The following is a 21,348-nucleotide window of genomic DNA, read 5'->3' on the forward strand; positions in this document are numbered from 1 at the left end:
GCTAACGCCGCTCTTTGGGCACACGTTGGACATGGCGCCGGTTTTCGTTCCCTGAGCATCCCCGCGCGCCTCCTCTCCGCCTCCCAGCCGACCAGAGCCGCTCGGCGCTCCGGGAGACGGCAAGCGCGCCGCCCACCGCTCGCCGGTCCCCGCATCCGTCGACCCTTCACCGACGACCGGCGCACGGTCGCCTGAATCGGGGGTTGACATGGTCACAAAGAGTCACTGGGCAAGCCGGAACGTGACAGCCGCGGTCGTCGGCGCCCTGGCCGGGTGCGCCGCGACTCATCTGTGGCAGCGCTTCGGCCCAGGCCCGAAAACAGCCTCCGAAGAACGCCGACGCCAGGCCCGCGCCCACCAGCAGCGCATGCACTGGGAGCTCCTGAGCAAGGCGATCGACGACCCGGAGCTGGCGGTGGTGATCGACAACTACGGGGTCGAGGGACTCACCCCGCAGAAGCGGCGTCAGTACATGTACGCCAACCTCTGGTACATCAACGCGTTCCACAAGTACGAGGCGGGCCTGCTCGACCAGCGGGCCCTGTTCAGCGCACTCCGTGAGCTCTTCCAGAGCGAGCACATCAGGGAGTACTGGGAAGTGACCCGTCCCCATCGCGCCTCACTGGATCCCGCATCCAGCGAGGCGGAGGTGGGGCGTATGGCGGAAGCCCTGTTCCAGGAGATCGAGGCGGCCTCCGACACCGAGGAGTGGTGGGTGGTCGGAGAGGCGCCGTCCGAGTGACCGTCCGTCACATCGGAGAGCCGGGCTTACCCACGTACGGGTCAGCCCATACGCCGAACTGGTGAAGGAATCAAGGAACTTGCCGGAATCCACGACGCATCAGCGGTAGTCTCACGTCACATTGGGCCCCGGCGGATTTCCCCCGTGCGGGCGCCGCTTGCCCGCACGCCCGGAAAGCCCCTCACCCCGGCACGCCCAGAAAGAACCGGTTCACTTGAAGATCGTACGCCGCATCGGGGCCTCTCCACGTGAACGCGGAAGCACGTCCGGGGCCACGTGCCCGGACGTCTTCGAGCTGAGCGACGGGAACTTCGCCGTGATCGGCACAGAGGCGACCGAAGACCTCAGGGGTGAGCTGCCGGCGGACGCGGGGGTCGCCGCGTACGAGCGGATCGTGATCGTGAGCCGGGAGACCATCCTGCGCGCCAAGAAGGACATCCCCGACGTCTGACCGCGCCCGGCCCACCCCTCCCTGGGGCCGGATCAGTCGAGCGTCGGCACCGCCACCGGCGGCTCCGCGCCCACGTACCGGGCCGTCGGCCGGATGATCTTCGAGTCCTGGGCCTGTTCGAGGATGTTGGCGCTCCAGCCGACGACCCGCGCCGCCGCGAAGGTCGGCGTGAACATCGTGCGCGGCAGGCCGCACAGCTCCATGACCACGCCCGCGTAGAACTCCACATTGGTGTGCAGCTCCCGGCCCGGCTTCAGTTCGGCCAGGATCGCCTCGACGCGCTGCTCGACCTCCACGGCGAACTCCACCAGCGGGCCGCCGAACCCCTCCGCGATGCCGCGCAGCATGCGCGAGCGCGGGTCCTCCGTGCGGTAGACGGGGTGGCCGAAGCCCATGATCCGGTCGCCCGCGAGGACCCGCTCGCGGATCCAGGGGTCGATGCGGTCGGGAGTGCCGATGGCGTCCAGGGTGTCGAGCGCGCGGCTCGGTGCCCCGCCGTGCAGCGGTCCGGACAGCGCGCCGACGGCACCCACGAGACACGCCGCGACATCCGCTCCGGTCGACGCGATGACGCGCCCCGTGAAGGTTGACGCATTGAATCCGTGATCAATGGTTGAGATCAGGTATTGCTCCACGGCACGGGCGCGTGCGGGTTCCGGCTCCGAACCCGTCATCATGTAGAGGTAGTTGGCCGCGTACGCGAGGTCCTCACGCGGCTCGACGGGCTCGAGCCCCTCACCGAGCCGGTGCAGCGCCGTGAGCATGGTGGGCACGACCGCGGCGGCCGCCAGGGTGTCCTCGGTGCGCCGTTCGGCGTCGATGTCGTAGACAGGCCGGAATCCCCGTGCGGCCCCGAACAGCGACAGCGCGGTCCGCAGGCCCGCGAGCGGCCCCGAGAGCGCTCCGGCCCGGGCCACGGCGGGCAGCACGGCCCGCACCTCGTCCGGCAGCCGGCGCAGCTCCGCGGTGCGGCGGGCGAAAGACTCCGACTGCGCCTTGTCCGGCAGCTCCCCGTGGATCATCAGGTGCCAGACATCCTCGAAGCTGCGGGTCTGCGCTAGCTCGACCGCGGAGTACTGGCGGTAGTGGTAGAAGCCCTCACGTCCCCTGACGTCACCGAGCGCGGTGTCGGTGACGACGACGCCGGCGAGGCCGCGCGGTACGTCGATGACGGGGGTGGACGTGGTCCCGTTGATCGGCATGTTTCCTCCCTGAACTTGATTCGACTGTCCACTCTTGACTCGATCCCTGTCAATATTGATTGAATCAATATTCAGTCGATGGGTACGGTGACGCGCATGAGGGATCAAGAACCGGCAGCGGCCCAGGAGGCCCGCCGACTGACCACCCGCGAGACCGCCGAACGACTGGGCGTGAAGCCCGAGACGGTCTACGCCTACGTGAGCCGCGGCCAGCTCACGAGCCGTCGCGGACAGGGGCGCCGCGGCAGCACGTTCGACGCGTCGGAGGTGGACGCGCTCGCCCGTCGCAACAGGCGGGAAAGCGCGCCGAGTTCGACCGGATCGGACCTGTCGGTGCGCACCAGCCTCACCCTCATCGAGCAGGACAGGTACTTCTTCCGGGGGGTCGACGCGACCGAGCTCGTCGCGCATCACTCCTTCGAGGAGGTCGCGGAGTGGCTGTGGACCGGCGCACTCCGCCCCGGCGCGCGCTTCTCCGCACCCAAGGAGGCCCTGTCGGCGGCCCGCCGAGCGGCCGGCGCCCTGCCCGAGCACAGCAGCACGGTGGACCGGCTGAGGGTCGCGGCGGTCGCGGCCGCCACCGCCGACCCACTGCGCTACGACCTCTCCGAGGACTCCGTCCTCGGCGCCGCCCGCTCCCTCATCCCGACGCTGGCCGCCACGCTCCCCCTCCGGAACGCCACCTACGCCGACGGCGACCCCATCGCGCAGCGCCTGTGGGGGCGTCTTTCCCACCGGCATCCCGACGAGGTGTCACTTCGCGTCCTGGACACGGCACTCGGCCTGCTCGTCGACCACGATCTGGCCGCCTCCACGCTCGCCGTCCGCGTGGCCGCCTCGGCCCGCGCCCACGCCTACGCGGCCGTCTCGGCGGGCCTGGGCGTCCTGGAGGGGCCCCTGCACGGAGCCGCGAGCGGTCTGGCACACCGCCTCCTCCTCGATGTCCTGGACCGCGGCAGCGCGGGGCCGGTCGTGGCGGACGAACTCCGGGCGGGGCGGCCCGTCCCCGGCCTCGGGCACCGCCTCTACAAGGGCGAGGACCCGCGCGCCCAGGCCCTGTTCACCGCGCTCGAAGGGCTGCCCGCTGCCGAACCCGCCCTCGCCGCGGCACGCGACGTGGTGGCGACCACCGCCCGGCACACCGATCTGCACGCGAATGTGGATCTGGCCCTCGCGGTATTGACCACGTCGTTCGGCATGCCCGCGGAGGCCGGCGAGACGATCTTCGCCGTCGCACGCACCGCCGGCTGGATCGCGCACGCCCTGGAGGAGTACGGGGAGCGCCCTCTCCGTATGCGGCCGACAGGCCACTACGTAGGCGTGCGACCGCCTCAGCCGCTGCCATGACCTCCGGGCGGGGGCCGATCCGCAGGTCAGGTTAGGCTCCACTGCGTGAGTACGTGCGCGACCGCCTCGCGGGATCTTGACGAACCTCTCGCGGGGACCGCGGCCACCGCGCGGACCTGGCTGCTGATCGAGCAGCCCGGCCCGTGGGGCGCCAAGGCCCTGACCTCGAGCCACCTCGACCCCGCCGTGGGCCGAGCCCTGGAATCGGCGGCCGCGGGCACCGGCGTACGCGTCGCCCTGATCCGTCGCCCGGGCCGCCACGCGGACTGCCACGCCCCCACCCGCCACCAGGTCTTCCTCGCCCACACAGGTCCCGGAAACGCCTGGCTGCGCAGCGCCACGGTCGACTCCCCGGAGGAGCTGCTCGCACTCGACTTCCCCGCCCTGGGCGCGGGTGACCACGGCGGCTTCGGAGAACCGCACCTCGGCGCGCCTCTCGCCCTGGTCTGCACGAACGGCAAGCGTGACCGCTGCTGCGCCCTTCTGGGCCGGCCGCTCGCCTCCGAACTGGCCGCCACCGGCGAGGAAGGCGTCTGGGAGGTGACCCACCTCGGGGGCCACCGCTTCTCGCCCACGCTCCTGGTGCTGCCGCACGGCTACGCCTACGGCCGTGCCACACCGGCGGGCGTCAAGGAGATCCTGGAGGCCGTCCGCGCGGACCGGATCCTCGTCGACGGCTGCCGTGGCAGTTCCGCGTGGGACCGCCCGGGCCAGGCGGCCGAGCTCGCGGTGCGCCGCACGATCGCGGAGCACCGCGCGGGCGTCCTCGACGTCCTCGGCGCAGAGCGCAGCGCAGATGCAGATGCAGATGCAGACGCAGACGCAGACGCAGACCACGTACCGCTCTGGCAGGTGACCGTCGCGCACACGGACGGGCGCCAATGGCTCGTCACGGTGGTCCAGGGCGCATCGCTGCCGCCGCGCCCCGAGAGTTGCGGGGCCGCCCTCGGCTCACCTGCTCGCATGGACGTGACGGCCGTACGCGAGCTCCCCGCATCCCAGGACTGACATCACCCCTCTGCGTAGGGAGCCCGTCACAGGTCGGAGCGACAGCGCTCTGTCCACGAGATCCGCGCCACAAGCACTACGGACTCCGGCGGAACGGCCCGTACCGTTCGTAACCATGAGCACCGCCTCCCCCGCCCGCCGTCTGCGTTTCGGACTGCCCCGGCGCGTCTTCGCGCAGGTGCTCCTGATGCAGGTGGCGATCGCGGCCGGGGTCGCGGTGCTGGCCACCGGGCTGTTCCTGGCGCCGTTGAGCGACCAGCTCGACGACCAGGCGATGCGGCGCGCGCTCGCCATCGCGCAGACGACCGCCGCGCAGCCGCGCATCGCGGAGGACCTGCGGACGTCGCTGCCGACGGCGGACGGCCCCGTGCAGGCCGAGGCGGAGCGGATCCGCCGGGCGAGCGGCGCCGAGTACGTCGTGATCATGAACATGCGCGGGGTGCGCTGGTCGCACACCGACCGCTCCCGGATCGGCAAGGTCGTCTCGACGGACCCCAGCGACGCTCTGGCGGGCCGGGACGTCATGGAGATCGACGACGGTACCCTCGGCCGCTCCGCGCGCGGCAAAGTGCCCCTCAGGGACGCTGACGGGGCCATCGTGGGCGCGGTGTCCGTCGGCATCGAGTACGACAGCGTCCGCGCCCGACTGATCCACGCGATCCCCGGCCTGTTCGCCTACGCGGGCGGCGCACTCGCGGTGGGTGCGCTCGCCGCGTACCTGATCTCGCGCCGGGTCCAGCGGCAGACCCGTGACCTGGCGTTCTCCGACATCGCGGCCCTGCTCGCCGAGCGCGAGGCGATGCTGCACGGCATCCGGGAAGGCGTCGTCGCCCTCGACCGCAGCGGGCGGATCCGGCTGCTGAACGACGAGGCGCAGCGGCTTCTCGGCGTCGACGGCGCGGCGATCGGCCTGCCCCTGGAGGCGGCGCTCGGCCCCGGCCGTACGACGGACGTGCTCGCGGGACACGTCACCGGGACCGACCTGCTCACCGTGCGCGGCCCTCGCGTCCTGATCGCCAACCGCATGCCCACCGACGACGGCGGCGCCGTGGCCACCCTGCGCGACCGTACGGAGCTGGAGCAGCTGGGCCGGGAGCTGGACTCCACCCGTGGTCTGATCGACGCGTTGCGTGCCCAGGACCACGAGCACGCCAACCACATGCACACCCTGCTCGGGCTCCTGGAACTGGAGATGTACGAGGAGGCCGCCGAGTTCGTCGGTGAGGTGGCCGGCGCTCATCGGGTGACCGCGGAACAGATCACCGAGAAGATCAAGGACCCGCTGCTCGCCGCTCTCCTGGTGGGCAAGGCGACCGTCGCCGCCGAGCGGGGCGTGGCACTGGGCGTCTCCTCCGACACCGCGCTGCCCGACCGTCTCGTCGACCCGCGCGGGCTGGTCACGATCGTGGGGAACCTGGTGGACAACGCCTTGGACGCCACGGCCGGTTCCACGCGCCACGCGCGCGTGGAGGTCGTGCTGCGGGCCGAGGGCCGCACCGCCGTCCTCACGGTGCGGGACACCGGGCCGGGCGTCCCCGCGGACCGCCGGGAGTCGGTCTTCATGGAGGGCTGGTCCACCAAGGAGCCGCCCGCGCACGGCAAGCGGGGCATCGGACTCGCGCTGGTGCGCCGGCTCGCCGAGCGCCAGGGAGGCACCGCCACGGTGACGGACGCGGCGTCCGGAGGCGCCGAGTTCGTGGTCGTGCTGCCGGAGGCGTTCACTGATTCCCTGACGCTGCGGACCGAGCCGCAGGATGCCGGTGCGCACGAGACCGAGGAGGTCTGATGATCGACGTCCTGGTCGTGGACGACGACGCGCGGGTGGCGGACGTCAACGCCGCCTACGTGGCGAAGGTGCCCGGCTTCCAGGTGGTGGGCAAGGCGTACAGCGCCGCCGAGGCTCTCGCGGCCGTCGAGGAGCTGGACGTCGACCTCGTCCTGCTCGATCACTACCTGCCGGACGACACGGGACTCGCGGTCGCCCGCGCGCTGCGCGAGCGGGGCCATCACATCGACGTGATCATGGTGACCGCGGCACGCGACGTGGCGACGGTGCAGGCGGCGATGCGGCACGGCGCACTGCAGTACCTGGTGAAGCCGTTCTCGTTCGCCGGGCTGCGCGGCAAGCTGGAGGCGTACGCGGAGCTGCGGCGCACCCTGGACGGGGGCGGTGAGGCCGAGCAGGCAGAGGTCGACCGGATCTTCGGCGCCCTGTCCGCCACGCCCGCACCGGAGCTGCCGAAGGGCCACTCCCCCACGACGGCCGATCTGGTCCGCAAGGCCATGATGAGCGCCGACGGCCCGCTGTCGGCCCAGGAGCTCGCCGACCGGACCGGCATCAGCCGCCAGACCGCCCAGCGCTACCTGAAGCTGCTCGAGCGGACCGGTCGGGTGCGGCTGAGCCTCCGGTACGGCGACACGGGCCGGCCCGAGCACCGCTACGCGTGGGCGGCCAGCCACTGAGCCGTCCCCGTCGCGGTCCTACGGGCGACGGGGCGGCCCGTGACGGTGACGGCTGCCGTGTCCTCGGTCGCGGTCAGACGGCTCCCGCGCCGGTGAGCGCGCGCACCTCCGTCTCGGCGTGCTTGGCCTCGTCCGGGGGCTCGGTCGACGTCACGGTGCCCACCCAGCCCGCCAGGAAGCCCAGCGGGATGGAGACGAGGCCCGGGTTCTCCAGCGGGAAGAGGTGGAAGTCGACGCCGGGGATGAGGGAGGTCGGGCCACCGGAGACGACCGGGGAGAGCACGACGAGGACGAGTGCCGGGATCAGACCGCCGTACACGGACCACACGGCGCCGCGCGTGGTGAAGTTCCGCCAGAACAGCGAGTAGAGCAGCACGGGGAGATTGGCGGACGCGGCGACCGCGAAGGCCAGGCCCACCAGGAACGCGACGTTCAGGTCCCGCGCGAGCAGCCCCAGCGCGATGGCGAGCACGCCGATCCCGGCCGCCGCGACGCGCGCCACGGCGACCTCGCTGTACTGCTTGCCGGAGTGCTTGCCCGGACGGTTGCGGCGTCTCAGGGAGGCGTACAGGTCGTGCGCGACGGAGGCGGAGGAGGCGAGGGTGATCCCGGCGACGACGGCGAGGATGGTCGCGAAGGCGACGGCCGCGACGATCGCGAACAGGACCGTGCCTCCCGTGGACGCCGCGCCGCCGCCCAGGTCGAGGGCGAGCAGCGGAACCGCCGTGTTCCCCGCCGCGTTCGAGGCGCGTACGGCGTCCGAGCCGACGATGGCCGCGGCACCGAAGCCGAGCACGATCGTCATGAGGTAGAAGCTGCCGATGAGGCCGATCGACCAGACGACGGAACGGCGGGCCGCCCGCGCGGTCGGCACGGTGTAGAAGCGCGACAGGATGTGCGGGAGGCCGGCCGTGCCGAGCACGAGCGCGAGGCCCAGGCTGATGAAGTCGAAGCGGGAGGTCCAGCTCCCCCCGTAGCGCAGCCCGGGCGCCAGGAAGTCCGCCCCTTGCCCGCTGCGGTCGGAAGCGGCCCGCAGCAGCGCGTTGAAGTCGCCGTGGAAGCGGGCGAGGACGAGGACGGTGAGGGCGATCGCGCCGGCCATGAGGAGAACGGCCTTGACGATCTGGATCCACGTCGTGGCCCGCATCCCTCCCAACGACACGTAGATCACCATGAGCGCGCCGACGCCGACGACGGTCCAGGACTGGGCGGCGCCGCTCGTGCCGCCCAGCAGGAGCGCCATGAGGCTGCCCGCGCCCACCATCTGCGCCACCAGGTAGAGCACCGACACGACGACGGAGGACGTTCCGGCCGCGATCCGTACGGGGCGTTCGCGCATCCTGGCCGCCACGACGTCGGCGAGGGTGAACCGCCCGCAGTTGCGGACCAGTTCGGCCACCAGGAAGAGGACGACAAGCCAGGCGACGAGGAAGCCGACGGAGTAGAGCAGCCCGTCGTACCCGTAGAGGGCGATGAGTCCGGAGATGCCGAGGAAGGAGGCCGCGGACATGTAGTCGCCCGAGATGGCAAAACCGTTCTCCATCGGCGAGAACAGACGCCCGCCCGCGTAGAACTCCTCTGCCGAACCGTGGCGGTTGCGGCTCACCCAGGTGGTGATGCCGAGTGTGACCGCCACGAAAGCGCTGAAGAGAACCAGAGCCAGGGTTTGATGCGTTCCGGTCACCACTGCCCGCCTTCGCTGCGCGCCGTTCCGTTGACGCGCCCCGCGCCGTTCGTCTGGTTGTGCGAGGAATCCTTCGTGCGGGAGGCGGTGTCGATGCCCCGGGTCATCTCCTGCGTGTCCCAGCGCAGTTCGAGCGCGGCACGGTCGCGGCGCAGGCGCGCGTGGCGGGCGTACAGCCACGTCAGCAGGAACGTGCTGGCGAACTGTCCGAGCCCGGCGACCATCGCCACGTTCACAGAGCCGGCGACCGGCTGGGCCATCAGGTCGTGCGCGGTCGTGGCGGCGACGACGTAGGCGAGGTACCAGGCGAAGAAGACCGCGGCCGCCGGGAACGCGAACCTCCGGTAGCGCGCGCGTACTTCCTGGAACGCGGCGCTGCGCTGGACCTCCAGATAGATCCCCGCCGCGCTGCGCTCCCCTGGCACGGGCTGGGCGGGCACGGTCGGCGCCGGCGCGCCCGTACCGTCCAACTCGCCCCACCCCGAGGCCAGCGCGTCCTGCCACGGGTCACCGATGCCACCTCGATCACCGGCCCGGGGCTGCGCCGTCTCGCGCCCGTCGTGCTTCTCCACCGAACTCTCCTTGTCCGCGGCCACGTCGGCCGCGGACCCAAGGATGGACAGATCGGGAAGATCCCGGACTCTTCTCGCATGCCCTTCACCCCATTAGGTGACGGCTCAGGGGATTGAAGTGCCCGGTGGCCGCGCCAGACCGTGCTGATAGGCGTAACGCACCGCCTGCGCCCGGTCCTTGAGGCCGGCCTTCGCGAACAGGTTGTTGATGTGCGTCTTCACCGTCGCCGTCGAGACGTGCAGCGACTTGGCGATCTCCTGATTGCTCAGTCCGTCGGCGATCAGCACCAGGACCTCGGCCTCCCGCGCCGTGATCCCGTCCGGGGGCTCCTTGGGCCCCGGAGCGGCGTTCTCCGCCTGGGAGAGCCGCTCCAGGAGTCTCCGCTGGATCTTCGGCGCGAGCCCCGCGTCCCCCGACAGCACGTCCTCGACCGCCCGCACGATCTCGTCACCGCCGGCGTCCTTGGTCAGGTAGCCGCGGGCCCCGGCCTTCAGCGCGGGAAAGAGCGACTCGTCGTCGGCGTACGTGGTCAGGACGACGACCTGCGTGGCCGGATACTGCTCCCGGATGCGTCTGGTCGCCTCCGCCCCGTCGCAGCGCGGCATACGGAGGTCCATCAGGACGACGTCCGGCGCCAGCTCCGCGACGAGAGCGACCGCCTCCTCGCCGTCGCCCCCGGATCCGACGACCTCGATCCCGGGCAGCAGCCCCAGGAGCATCACGATTCCTTCGCGCACCACCGTCTGGTCGTCGACCACCACCACACGGGCCGGTGGCCTGCCCGTGCGCTCCCCCGCCGCACTCCCGCTCATACGGGAACCTTCAAACTGACCACGAAACCCTCCTCGCACGGCCCCGCCTCCAACGAGCCGCCCAACAGCTCGGCACGCTCCCTCATCCCCAACAGACCGTAACCGGCGCCACTGACAGTGAGCTCGCCCTGCGGCCCCGATGCACCCGAATCCCGTATTTCCAGGGCAACTTCCTCGGGCAGGTACTCCAGCCGCAGTGCGGCCTTCGCCCCTGGGGCGTGCTTGCGTACGTTCGTCAGCGCTTCCTGTGCGACTCTGCGCACCGCCTGCGAGGCCTCGGCGGAGAGAGGTCTGCGCTCGCCCTGCACCGTGAGCGTGGCACCGCCCGAGGAAGCGACCAGTTCCCGCAGGAAGTCCTCCAGCGGAGTCAGGTCTCCGCGGAGCGCCGAGAGGGCCTGGCGGGTCTCGTCGAGGCCGTCCCGGGCCATGCCCCGGGCGGCCACCACCCGCTCCAGGATCTGGTCCCGGTCGGCCCCGCGCTCGATGAGGAGCCGGGCCGCTTCCAGGTGCACGAGCTGCGCCGAGAGACTGTGCGCTAGCACGTCGTGGATCTCGCGGGCGATGCGGGATCTCTCGGCGAGCGCGGCGGACTCGGCCTCCGCCTTCCGCGCCGCTCGCTCCTGGACCAGGAGCCGCTGGGCGCTGCCCCGGGCCTCGGCGTCCAGCCGCAGCACGTATCCGGACAGGCACAGGCCCACGGCGACGGCGGTCGTGGAGATCCATGAGTCGTCGTTGGTGAGCGCGAACGCGGCGAGCGCGACACCCGTGACGGGCAGGGCGGCGATCAACGGCAGGCGCTCCAGCGCGGTGACGGCGCAACCGCACCAGAGGACCAAGGCCGGCCCCAGGAAGCCGATCGTCTGGGCCAGCCCGGCGAGTACGAACAGAACGGCGAGGATGCCGAGGGACGACCACAGCCGGTGTTCGAGCGTGGTCCGGAAGAAGCCCCACGCCGCACCGGACGCGATCACCAGACCCACGGGAGCCGCCGCAACGGCCCAGCCGGGGACGTCGCGCTGCGTGATCGCCGTCCACAGCAGGACGGTGATCACGACCACCCTGACCAGCCAGGACAGCATCCACCGTGCGCGGGTCTTCCCCTTGGGGGAGAGCGCCTCCCGCGAGGGCCACGCCATCACGTCTCGCTGACTCACCTGCGGTCCTCCCAGGCCGGCTGCGGGACAGCACCAACGTACGCCGACTCCAGGGTGCCGGCCCGCCACATCAGGACCCCGGACCGGGCCAGCAGTGAGACGGCGAAGCCGAGCATGAACGCGTCACTGCCGAGGTGGACGCCCATCGCGAGGCCGATGCCGGCGACGGCGACCCGGGCGGCGACCCCGCCGGCCCAGGCTCCGGCCGTGGCGACCGTGCCCTTCGTCCAGACGTCCCCGTGCTCGTCGGCCCACAGCCGTGTGGTGAACGCCCAGCCGATCCCTATACCGACGCTCAACAGCAGTTCGACGACGAGCAGGATCACGGAGCCCGTCATGTGGTGCGGGTCGGCGACCTTACCGTCACGGAGCGCGAAGAATCCGAGGGCCACGGGCAGCAGCCACCACTTGCGGTCCATCGACAGGCGCTCGGTCCTGAACTGGCGCACGACGACCAGGGCGACGACGGCGACGATCACCAGGACTTCGGTGGGACCGGACATGACGGCCTCCGTGAATCGGTCGGAGCGGAGTGGTTCAACGCCGTCGACACTACGGAAACCGGCAGGTCAGGAGATCGGAGCCGGGGTGGATCCCGGGTGGATCAAGCGGCTCCACCCGTGGGTGGAGCCACCGGGGAACGCGTCTGGCCGGTGGCGGCCGGCGGTGCGCCCGGAGGCGCGGCCGGCCGTCACCGGCCAGGTCGTCACTGCGCGTCGGTTGCTACGCGTCGATGCGCGAGCGGTCGAGCGTCGCGGCGGAGCTGCTGATGAACTCCTTGCGCGGTGCCACATCGTTGCCCATGAGCAGGTCGAACACCTGCTCAGCGGCGTCCAGCTCGCCGATGTTGATCCGGCGCAGGGTGCGGTAGCGGGGGTCCATCGTGGTCTCGGCCAGCTGGTCGGCGTCCATCTCGCCCAGACCCTTGTACCGCTGGATCGAGTCCTTGTACCGCACGTTCTTGCGCTGGAACTCGAGCAGCGTCTCGCGCAGCTCGCGGTCGGAGTACGTGTACACGTACTTGTCCTGGCCCTTCTTGGGCTGGACCAGCTCGATGCGGTGCAGCGGGGGCACCGCGGCGAAGACCCGGCCCGCCTCGACCATCGGCCGCATGTAGCGCTGGAACAGCGTCAGGAGGAGGCAGCGGATGTGCGCGCCGTCGACGTCGGCGTCGACGAGCAGGATGATCTTTCCGTAGCGCGCCGCGTCGATGTCGAAGGTGCGCCCGGAGCCAGCTCCTATCACCTGGATGATCGCACCGCACTCGACGTTCTTCAGCATGTCCGAGACGGACGACTTCTGGACGTTGAGGATCTTGCCGCGGATCGGCAGGAGCGCCTGGAACTCCGAGTTCCGCGCGAGCTTGGCGGTGCCGAGCGCGGAGTCGCCCTCGACGATGAAGAGCTCGCTGCGCTCCACGTCGTCGCTGCGGCAGTCGGCAAGCTTCGCGGGAAGCGACGAGGACTCCAGGGCCGTCTTGCGGCGCTGCGCGTCCTTGTGCTGGCGGGCCGCGATGCGGGTGCGGGCCGCCGCGACGGCCTTCTCCATGACGGCGCGTGCCTGCGCCTTGGCGTCACGCTTGGTGGACGTCAGGAACGCCTTGAGCTCCTTGGCGACCACGTTGGCGACGATCCGGTTGGCCGCGGAGGTACCGAGGACCTCCTTGGTCTGGCCCTCGAACTGCGGCTCGGCGAGGCGCACCGTGACGACGGCGGTGAGGCCTTCGAGGGCATCGTCCTTGACGACGTCGTCCTCGGCGACGCGCAGCAGCTTCTGGCTGCGCAGGACCTCGTTCATCGTCTTGGTGAGCGAGCGCTCGAAGCCCGTCACGTGGGTGCCGCCCTTGGGGGTGGCGATGATGTTCACGAACGACCTGAGGGTCGTGTCGTAACCCGTGCCCCAGCGCAGCGCGATGTCCACGCCGAGCTCACGGGTGACCTCGGTCGGTGTCATCTGGCCGTGGTCGTCCAGGACCGGGACGGTCTCCTTGAAGGTGCCCTGTCCGGTGAGGCGCAGGACGTCGCAGACCGGCTTGTCCTGCGCCAGGTACTCGCAGAACTCGCTGATGCCGCCGTCGAAGCGGAAGGACTCCTCGCCCTTGCTGCCTCCGTCCCCGAGGCCGAACTCGTCGCGGACGACGATGGTCAGGCCGGGCACGAGGAACGCGGTCTGGCGGGCGCGCTGGTGCAGCGTCTCCAGGGAGAGCTTGGCGTCCTTGAGGAAGATCTGGCGGTCCGCCCAGTAGCGGATGCGGGTGCCGAGGCGGGCCTTGGGGATCTTCTTGGTCTTGGTCAGGCGCGCCGAAGGGTCGAAGGCCGCGTCGGGGCCGGGCTTGGCGAAGGCTCCGGGGACGCCGCGCCGGAAGCTGATGGCGTGCGTGTGCCCGTTGCGGTCCACCTCGACGTCGAGACGCGCCGACAGCGCGTTCACCACCGAGGCGCCCACGCCGTGGAGGCCGCCGGAGGCCGCGTAGGAGCCACCGCCGAACTTTCCGCCCGCGTGGAGCTTCGTCATGACGACCTCGACTCCGGAGAGGCCGGTTTTGGGCTCGACATCCACGGGGATGCCTCGGCCGTTGTCCCGCACCTCGACGGAGCCGTCGTCGTGCAGGATCACCTCGATGTGGTCGCAGTAGCCACCCAGGGCCTCGTCGACGGAGTTGTCGATGATCTCCCAGAGGCAGTGCATGAGGCCGCGGCTGTCGGTCGAGCCGATGTACATGCCCGGTCGCTTGCGGACTGCTTCGAGCCCCTCGAGGACCAGCAGGTGCCGCGCGGTGTAGTTGGAACCGTCACGGTCTGCTCCGGTCAGCAGCGCTGTGGACGGCACGGACGTCTCGGCGGTCACGCGGTTCGCTCCTCGCTGAATTTCAGATGGGGCCCTTGTGGGTAAAGGGCCGGCGTCGGTCGCGCGTCAGAGCCTACCGAGGCCTGGTAGAGCCGTTGTACCGCCACCCTCACCTCGACCAAGACTAGTCCAAGCTCGCATGAGTGTTCGATCCCTCGATGGAGTGAAGCACACATCACGTTCCCTTCCAGGCATGAACCATTTAGGCTCCGGGCACGTCCTCATGAACAACCGGCATCCCAGCCGGGGAGGACCGACCTGACAGAACGCGCGAACCCGTAAGACACGTAAGAGACGCAATACGGCACATTCGCCGCCACCCGGCGACAGACAGCCGGCCTCGAAGAAATTTTTCGAGGAAAAGCCGCGAGCGGGAACGTTTTCGGCCTGGTTGGATGTTGACCCTGGTACGACAGCTCGTCGAGCTAGAGAAGAGGCGACGTGACTACTGTTCTGACCCCCGCGAGCCCGCTGACGGCCGCTGACCGCTGTGACCGTTGCGGCGCCCAGGCATACCTGCGCGTCGTGCTCCTCAGCGGTGGTGAACTGCTCTTCTGCGCCCACCACGGTCGCAAGTTCGAGCCGGAACTCAAGAAGATCGCCGCTGAGATACAGGACGAGACGGAGCGGCTCACCGCCGTTCCGGCAAGCGCCGAGACCGAGGAACGCTGACGCCTCGCACCCACGACGAGCCAGCTCCGGCGTCATCAGGCCGGTGAGCGGGCGGCCCTCCCTGCACCCCAGGGATGGCCGCCCGTCCTCGTATCCGTACGGTCCCACCGCCCTCTCAGGCCCGTGGGGCCGTCACCTTCACGCCCCCTCGGACACCGAGGGCAGTCTCGAGGTGCGCTGCTCGAGCACGCGCAGAGCGTCCGAGACGCGTGTGTAGACGCCCGGGCTCTCCGGGCGCCCGCAGCCGCTCCCCCAGGACACCAGGCCGATCAGCTTGCCCTGGGCCACCAGTGGCCCGCCGCTGTCCCCCTGGCAGGCGTCCTTGCCGCCTTCGGGGACACCCGCGCAGAGCATCGAGTCGGACTGATAGGTGCCCTCAGGACCACCCGGATAGGCCCTCTCGCACGCACTGTCGGCGAGCACCTGCACACGGGCCGCGTGCAGCGTGCGCGCGTAGTCACCCGCACCCGTGGTGTCACCCCAGCCGTAGACGGCCGCTCCCGTACCGGGGCGGTAGGCGGGGTCACCCTCGTCCGCCATGGGGATCACGTATCCCGCGGGCAGCGCCGTGGACAGTGTGATGACGGCCACATCCCCCGCGTTCGTTCGTTCGTCGTAGTCGGGATTCACCCACATGCTGCGCACGGGGATCTCCGCGCCCGCCGTCGATTCGAGATCGTCCCGGCCGACGATCACCTTGAGGTCGCGGACCGTCCCTCCGGGCCCACCGATCACGTCGGGCCCGAGACAGTGGGCCGCGGTGAGCACAGTGGACCGGTCGACGACGACGCCCCCGCAGAACTGCCCCGACCGGCTGCCTCCGAACCGGTCACGACTGGACAGGGCCACCGCCCACGGGCTGTCGCCCACGCTGACCTGCTGCCCGCCGACGACCCCGTCGTCGGCGGCCGCGCGCGACGGCGAGGCCAGGGGCGACACGGCCACCGCCGCCAGGACGGCCAGGGACGTGGTCAGCACTCTCGCACGGGCATGACGCATACGGTCTCCTCACTCCGGGTTGTTCACAGCACACCCAGAGTGATCCACTTCGGTGGCACGCGCACCGCGAGTCCTCGTGGTGTCGCGGACACGCCGAAGGCCCGGCACTCCCCACGGAGGGGGCGTACCGGGCCTTCTGAGGGTCCTTCAGGAGCCGTCGACTAGTCGAGGTAGTCGCGCAGGACCTGCGAGCGCGACGGGTGGCGCAGCTTCGACATGGTCTTCGACTCGATCTGGCGGATGCGCTCGCGCGTCACGCCGTACACCTTGCCGATCTCGTCGAGGGTCTTCGGCTGACCGTCGGTGAGACCGAAGCGCATGGAGACGACGCCCGCCTCGCGCTCCGACAGGGTGTCGAGGACGGAGTGCAGCTGCTCCTGGAGGAGCGTGAAGCTGACGGCGTCGGCCGGGACGACGGCCTCGGAGTCCTCGATGAGGTCACCGAACTCGCTGTCGCCGTCCTCGCCCAGCGGGGTGTGCAGCGAGATGGGCTCGCGGCCGTACTTCTGGACCTCGATGACCTTCTCGGGGGTCATGTCGAGTTCCTTGGCCAGCTCCTCCGGGGTGGGCTCGCGGCCCAGGTCCTGGAGCATCTGGCGCTGCACGCGCGCGAGCTTGTTGATGACCTCGACCATGTGCACCGGGATACGGATGGTGCGGGCCTGGTCGGCCATGGCGCGGGTGATCGCCTGACGGATCCACCAGGTGGCGTACGTGGAGAACTTGTAGCCCTTGGTGTAGTCGAACTTCTCGACCGCGCGGATCAGACCGAGGTTGCCCTCCTGGATCAGGTCCAGGAAGAGCATGCCGCGGCCGGTGTAGCGCTTGGCCAGGGAGACCACGAGGCGGAGGTTGGCCTCCAGCAGGTGGTTCTTGGCGCGGCGGCCGTCCTCGGCGATGATCTCGAGCTCGCGCTTGAGCTTGGGAGCCAGCTTGTCGGCGTTCGCCAGCTTGTCCTCGGCGAACAGGCCGGCCTCGATGCGCTTGGCGAGCTCGACCTCCTGCTCGGCGTTGAGCAGCGGGACCTTGCCGATCTGCTTCAGGTAGTCCTTGACCGGGTCGGCGGTGGCGCCGGCGGCCGCGACCTGCTGCGCGGGCGCGTCGTCCTCGTCCTCGTCGGACAGGACGAAGCCCTGGCCCTCGGCCTCGGGCTCGCCCTCGGCCTTGCCGGTGGCGGGGGTCTCCTCGGTCGCCTCGTCCTCGAGAAGGTCGTCGTCCTTCTTGGCGGCCGTCTTCTTGGCCGCGGTCTTCTTCGCGGTCGTCTTCTTGGCGGCGGCCTTCTTGGTCGTCGCCTTCTTGGCCGCGGCCTTCTTGACCGGCGCCTCGTCCGCCGACGCCTCGGCGGGGGCCTCCGCGGCGGGGGTGCCGGTGGCGACCTTCTTGGCGGTGACGGTCTTGGCCGCGACGGTCTTGGTGGTGGTGCGCTTGGCCGGACTCTTGGCTGCGACGCTCTTTCGGGGACGCTTGGGCTCAGCGGCACTGACCATCAGCGTCACACCCTCTTCCTCGAGGATCTGGTTGAGGCTGCGCAGAACGTTCTTCCACTGAGTGGCCGGAATCTGGTCGGCCTCGAACGCACGGCGTACGTCGTCGCCGGCGATCTGGCCATCAGCCTTTCCCCGCTCAATGAGCGCCATGACAGAGACGGACTCGGCGATCTCCGGCGGGAGCGTACGGGATGTGCTGGCCGACACGAACAACCTCTCGGAACGTTGGAAAACGGCTTCCGGCCCCGTCCTGTGTGGACCGGAGCCGACGACCGCCGGCTTGGGGATGGGCCGACGTCGCGGGCGGGGGCCGGGGAGATACACAGCGCCACGAACGGCTGCCGTATTCCCTCCTCGGCTGTCACCTCTTAGGTCATCGCGCTGTTCCGAGGAGCGTTACGCCCAATCTGCGTGGCCCGAGTCACACCCCGTAAGCGGTCAAAAAATGACGTATGCGGGCAGATGCGGGCGCGATCCAGCCCCTACGGGACCTGGCTGCCGGATCCGAGACGTAACGGACCCGCTGCGGGAACCCCGCAGCGATCACCGGCCAGCCTTCCAGAGAGACCCGCTCGGCGGAATACCCTTCGGCCTCCAAGAGGCGAGTCACCGGATGGCGCCCACCGAAACGTGCCTGCGGCACACCAGGGGGCGCTCCGGCGACATCCGGGGAGTCCGCTCAATCCGATCCGGCGCGTCGCACGACCCGAGCCGTACTCCCCCGCTCCTCGCGCCCCCGCGCGCGCTCTCCCCGGTCAGTGCTCGCGGGGGCCCGGCACGAGGTGGACGGTCAGCAGCTGACGCATGGCCGCCTCGGCGCCGACTCCGTCGCCCGTGGCGAGCGCCTCGACGATGCGCGCGTGGTGCGCGACGGTCGTCTCGTTCGGCCGGTCACAGCCCGTGACGGGCCCGCCGGAGACCTGCAGGGCGGCCGAGACGATGCCGGAGAGGTGTTCGAGCATCCGGTTGCCGGCGAGCTGGATCAGCAGCGCGTGGAACTCGGCGTCGGCACGCGAGAAGGTGATCGAATCGCCCTGTCCGAGGGCGTGCCCCATGATCTCGACCATGTCGGAGAGACGTTGCTGCAGATCGTCGCGGCCGTGTCCGGCGGCGAGCCGGGCGGCGAGCGGCTCGATCGTCCAGCGCAGCTCACCGAGCTCCCTGCGCTGGTCGTCACGCTGCGGTCCGAAGGCCCGCCACTCGATGATGTCGGGGTCCAGCAGGTTCCAGTCGCTCACGGGGCGCACGCGCGTGCCCACGTTCGGCCGGGCGCTGACCAGCCCCTTGGCCTCGAGGACGCGGAGCGACTCGCGGACGACGGTGCGGGACACCTCGAAACGCTGGCCGATCTCCTCGGGGACCAGCGGGCGGTCGGCGCCCAGGTCCCCGGAGACGATCATCTGCCCCAACTGCTGGACGAGTTGGCCGTGCAGGCCGCGGCCGCGGCTGCCGGCGGGGCGTCGGCCGACGCGGCCCAGATCGGCGTCGCCGGTGTCCCACGCGGGTGCGCCGACACGGTCGACAGGAGCCTCCGCATAGGGGTAGCGATCGAGTTCGCCCGGTCCGGAGAGGCCGGATTCGGCGGAGCGGGCGGTGGTCATCATGGTGTGCGCAAGGGTACTCACGGAATCTGTTGTCGGCGTTGCCTCCAACTCCCTTGAGGTCTTTGGTGAAAAGCACACGAAAGGGTGATCGCCGTCCTCGCTGTAATTGACGCCTTATCGGAAAGAAGTGAGCGTTCCAGGGGGAGTTGTGGACAGCGGCGGACCCGCAGACCGAAAAGGGTCCTCAGCGCACCCGGGGGCGCACCGCTGTGAGCACGTATGCGCAGAGCAGCGCGGTGAGCGACAACATGAGCGCACCACCTACAGGTTGAACGATCATCCGCACCGCGGCCGCCGCGTAGCGCTCCGCGCCGAAGGGCCAGTGCACCAGCGTGAGACCGCTCAGACGGCCTGGAAGCCCCTCGGCCGTTCGCACAGACGGTCCCTCCAGGGCCTTCTGTACGAGCGGGACGATCACGATCGGCACGGCCACGACGGCGGCGAGCCCGGCGGTGGTGGACCGGAAGACCGCGGAGGCCAGGACCCCCGCCCAGGCGCAGGCGACGACGAGCACGAGCCAACTCGCGCTCAACGAGAGCCAGTCGGCGGGGACTTGTGTGAGTTCGCCGCCGTATACCAGATGGAGCAGGGCGGCGTCGCAGGCGATCACGAGGGTTGACATGACGACAGCGGTCGCGGCACCCACGGCCAGCTTGGCCGTGAGCAGTCCCAGCCGGCGCGGTACAGACCCCCGGTCGATACCGAGGGCGGGGTGGCGGAACTCGTCGCCGAAGGCGAAGGCGCCGAGCAGGCCCGCGCCGAGTGCGGCGGGGGGCAGGGGCAGCTCGTGCGGCCAGGCGGCGAGCAGGCGCGGCTGCGGTGTATGTCCGATCCGGGCGAGGAACAGGGAGAGGAGTGCGGACAGGACGAGAGCGAGGCCGACGGTCACGTAGCCGGTGGGGATGCCGGTCGCGCGGCGCAGCTCGTAGCGCAGGGGGCGCAGGGGGCTGCGCGCGGACCAGACGGTGATGGGCGGCGGCAGGGGCGAGAGGGTGGGGGGCGCCTCTGCGCTGCGGTCGCTGCTGTCCCGGGACGGCTCTTCGTCCGTCGCGAGCGGCACGTACTTCGAAACCGGCGCGTCCGAGGCGCCCGTGTCCTCGTTCGGAGCGGCCGCGGGGGTCGACGACATACCGGTGGCAGACGTGAACGCGTCTGCCGGAGCCAGCACGTTGGCGACCTCTCGCCTGCCGGCGTCGGCCGCACGATGCCCACCCCCGGGCGGCACTACAAGGCCGCCCTCCCCGCCGTGGCCACGCTCAGGGTCGTTCGGCCCGACCGGGGACTGCGGAGTCTGCGCGGGGCCCGGCTGCGGGCCCGCGTCCCCGATCTCGTCGGCGAGTTGGTGTACCAGGATCCCGTGGCGGAACGCGGTCTCGCCCACGTCGGCGCAGGTGCTGCCGTACACGGAGAGGCGGCTGCCGTCCTCGGTGACGACCTCGACGGACCGTTTCGCCCTGCGTGCTTCCTTGGCCAGCAGCACCGCGAGGCGCGCGGCGTGCGGGCTGCGGACGGCGACCCGGGGGCGCAGCCGGGTGCGGGCGAAGGAACCGGCTTCCTGGTCCGCCACGACCTTTCCGCCGTCCAGCGAGACGACGTGATCGGCCGCCCGCGCCGCCTCTTTGGGGTCGTCGGTGGTGAACAGCACCGTGCCACCGAGGTCCGCGTACGTCCGCAGGGCGCCGTGCAGCCAGCTGCACTCACGGTGCGACAGCCCTTCGGAGGGGCCGTCGAGGACCAGGGTGTGCGGGTCCGCCAGGAGCGCTCCGGCCAGGCCGAGCCGGCGGTCCATTCCGCGCGACAGCGTGCCGAGGCGCTGATCGCGCAGGCTCACCAGGCCCACGGCCTCCAGCACTTCGTCCGCGCGCTCGACGGACACGCCCGTCGCCGCGCACAGCATGCGGAGTTGGCCTCGCACCGACCGGGCGGGGTGCCCCGGGACGTCACCGAGCAGGACGCCGACTTCGCGCGAGGGATGCGGAATGCGATGGAGCGGTCGCCCTCTGAAGTACGTGATGCCACGGCCCTGTTGCAGTGCGAGCATCAACCGTACCGCGGTGGTCTTGCCCGCGCCGCGTGGGCCGAGGAGGGCGGTGACGTGTCCTCCGTGCGCCTCGAAGGACACGTCGTCGACGGCGGGCGGGCCCTCCTTACGGGCGTTGCTGGTCAGTCCGATGGCCTGGATCATCGCTTCTCTCGCAGGAGGGGAGACCGCTCGGCGGCCGGGGCCCGTCCATCGGTCCTACGACAGCGAACCCCGTGGGTACCGCAGCAAGATAACGCGATATTTCTGGCTTTTCGGGCAG

The 21,348-nt window shown here is 70.7% G+C and carries 18 protein-coding genes; 7 read left to right on the forward strand and 11 right to left on the reverse strand.

Going from position 1 to position 21,348, the window contains the following annotated elements; translation table 11 throughout:
* Nucleotides 1–208 precede the first annotated feature (208 nt).
* Both ACFW9D_RS04725 and ACFW9D_RS04730 read left to right on the forward strand, forming a co-directional pair.
* A complete protein-coding gene (locus tag ACFW9D_RS04725; RefSeq protein ID WP_384617748.1) occupies nt 209–742 on the forward strand; it encodes a DUF6082 family protein in 534 nt (177 codons plus the stop codon).
* Between the two features lie 214 nt (nt 743–956).
* Entirely contained in the window at nt 957–1,193 is a 237-nt protein-coding gene (locus ACFW9D_RS04730; RefSeq protein WP_188336423.1) for a hypothetical protein, read from the forward strand.
* Between the two features lie 32 nt (nt 1,194–1,225).
* Here ACFW9D_RS04730 and ACFW9D_RS04735 read toward each other — a convergent pair whose 3' ends face one another.
* Nucleotides 1,226–2,395 (reverse strand): citrate synthase, encoded by a 1,170-nt coding sequence (locus ACFW9D_RS04735; protein ID WP_384617750.1) that lies wholly within the window; start codon nt 2,393–2,395, stop codon nt 1,226–1,228.
* Nucleotides 2,396–2,491: 96 nt separating this feature from the next.
* Here ACFW9D_RS04735 and ACFW9D_RS04740 point away from each other — a divergent pair, with 96 nt between their 5' ends.
* From ACFW9D_RS04740 to ACFW9D_RS04755, 4 genes are all read left to right on the forward strand, one after another.
* Nucleotides 2,492–3,742, forward strand: a complete 1,251-nt coding sequence (locus tag ACFW9D_RS04740; protein WP_384617751.1) for a citrate synthase — start codon at nt 2,492–2,494, stop codon at nt 3,740–3,742.
* A gap of 45 nt (nt 3,743–3,787) precedes the next feature.
* Nucleotides 3,788–4,750 (forward strand): sucrase ferredoxin, encoded by a 963-nt coding sequence (locus tag ACFW9D_RS04745; protein ID WP_384617753.1) that lies wholly within the window; start codon nt 3,788–3,790, stop codon nt 4,748–4,750.
* 115 nt (nt 4,751–4,865) lie between these two features.
* The gene (locus tag ACFW9D_RS04750; protein ID WP_384617756.1) at nt 4,866–6,536 is read left to right on the forward strand and encodes an ATP-binding protein; all 1,671 of its coding nucleotides are present in this window, start codon (nt 4,866–4,868) and stop codon (nt 6,534–6,536) included.
* Nucleotides 6,536–7,213 (forward strand): response regulator, encoded by a 678-nt coding sequence (locus ACFW9D_RS04755; RefSeq protein WP_188336428.1) that lies wholly within the window; start codon nt 6,536–6,538, stop codon nt 7,211–7,213. Before ACFW9D_RS04750 ends, ACFW9D_RS04755 begins: the two co-directional genes overlap by 1 nt.
* 73 nt (nt 7,214–7,286) lie before the next feature.
* Here ACFW9D_RS04755 and ACFW9D_RS04760 read toward each other — a convergent pair whose 3' ends face one another.
* From ACFW9D_RS04760 to ACFW9D_RS04785, 6 genes are all read right to left on the reverse strand, one after another.
* Nucleotides 7,287–8,897: a cation acetate symporter gene (locus tag ACFW9D_RS04760; protein WP_188336429.1), complete on the reverse strand. Its 1,611-nt coding sequence runs from the start codon at nt 8,895–8,897 to the stop codon at nt 7,287–7,289.
* A complete protein-coding gene (locus ACFW9D_RS04765) occupies nt 8,894–9,514 on the reverse strand; it encodes a DUF485 domain-containing protein (RefSeq protein WP_384617816.1) in 621 nt (206 codons plus the stop codon). The genes ACFW9D_RS04760 and ACFW9D_RS04765 overlap by 4 nt, the downstream gene beginning before the upstream one ends.
* A gap of 60 nt (nt 9,515–9,574) precedes the next feature.
* Nucleotides 9,575–10,282: a response regulator gene (locus tag ACFW9D_RS04770; protein ID WP_384617758.1), complete on the reverse strand. Its 708-nt coding sequence runs from the start codon at nt 10,280–10,282 to the stop codon at nt 9,575–9,577.
* On the reverse strand, nt 10,279–11,418 hold the full coding sequence (locus ACFW9D_RS04775) for a sensor histidine kinase (RefSeq protein ID WP_384617819.1): 1,140 nt from the start codon (nt 11,416–11,418) through the stop codon (nt 10,279–10,281). Before ACFW9D_RS04775 ends, ACFW9D_RS04770 begins: the two co-directional genes overlap by 4 nt.
* Nucleotides 11,419–11,432: 14 nt before the next feature.
* The gene (locus tag ACFW9D_RS04780) at nt 11,433–11,939 is read right to left on the reverse strand and encodes a DUF1453 domain-containing protein (protein WP_384617761.1); all 507 of its coding nucleotides are present in this window, start codon (nt 11,937–11,939) and stop codon (nt 11,433–11,435) included.
* 220 nt (nt 11,940–12,159) lie between these two features.
* On the reverse strand, nt 12,160–14,283 hold the full coding sequence (locus ACFW9D_RS04785; RefSeq protein WP_384617763.1) for a type IIA DNA topoisomerase subunit B: 2,124 nt from the start codon (nt 14,281–14,283) through the stop codon (nt 12,160–12,162).
* A 441-nt stretch (nt 14,284–14,724) separates the two neighbouring features.
* On the opposite strand from ACFW9D_RS04785, the gene ACFW9D_RS04790 reads away from it, so the two are divergent.
* Entirely contained in the window at nt 14,725–14,955 is a 231-nt protein-coding gene (locus ACFW9D_RS04790; RefSeq protein WP_161306080.1) for a hypothetical protein, read from the forward strand.
* A gap of 138 nt (nt 14,956–15,093) precedes the next feature.
* On the opposite strand, the gene ACFW9D_RS04795 is transcribed toward ACFW9D_RS04790, so the two are convergent.
* The 4 genes from ACFW9D_RS04795 to ACFW9D_RS04810 form a co-directional block, all read right to left on the reverse strand.
* Nucleotides 15,094–15,954 (reverse strand): S1 family peptidase, encoded by an 861-nt coding sequence (locus ACFW9D_RS04795; RefSeq protein ID WP_384617766.1) that lies wholly within the window; start codon nt 15,952–15,954, stop codon nt 15,094–15,096.
* Between the two features lie 161 nt (nt 15,955–16,115).
* Nucleotides 16,116–17,654, reverse strand: coding sequence for an RNA polymerase sigma factor (locus tag ACFW9D_RS04800; protein ID WP_384617769.1), 1,539 nt, complete (start codon nt 17,652–17,654; stop codon nt 16,116–16,118).
* Nucleotides 17,655–18,196: 542 nt separating this feature from the next.
* The gene (locus ACFW9D_RS04805) at nt 18,197–19,066 is read right to left on the reverse strand and encodes a FadR/GntR family transcriptional regulator (protein ID WP_188336436.1); all 870 of its coding nucleotides are present in this window, start codon (nt 19,064–19,066) and stop codon (nt 18,197–18,199) included.
* Nucleotides 19,067–19,229: 163 nt separating this feature from the next.
* Nucleotides 19,230–21,230, reverse strand: a complete 2,001-nt coding sequence (locus tag ACFW9D_RS04810) for an ATP-binding cassette domain-containing protein (protein WP_384617771.1) — start codon at nt 21,228–21,230, stop codon at nt 19,230–19,232.
* Nucleotides 21,231–21,348: the final 118 nt, after the last annotated feature.

Origin of the sequence: Streptomyces sp. NPDC059524, assembly GCF_042749255.1 — a bacterium.
GTDB lineage: Bacteria > Actinomycetota > Actinomycetes > Streptomycetales > Streptomycetaceae > Streptomyces > Streptomyces xanthii.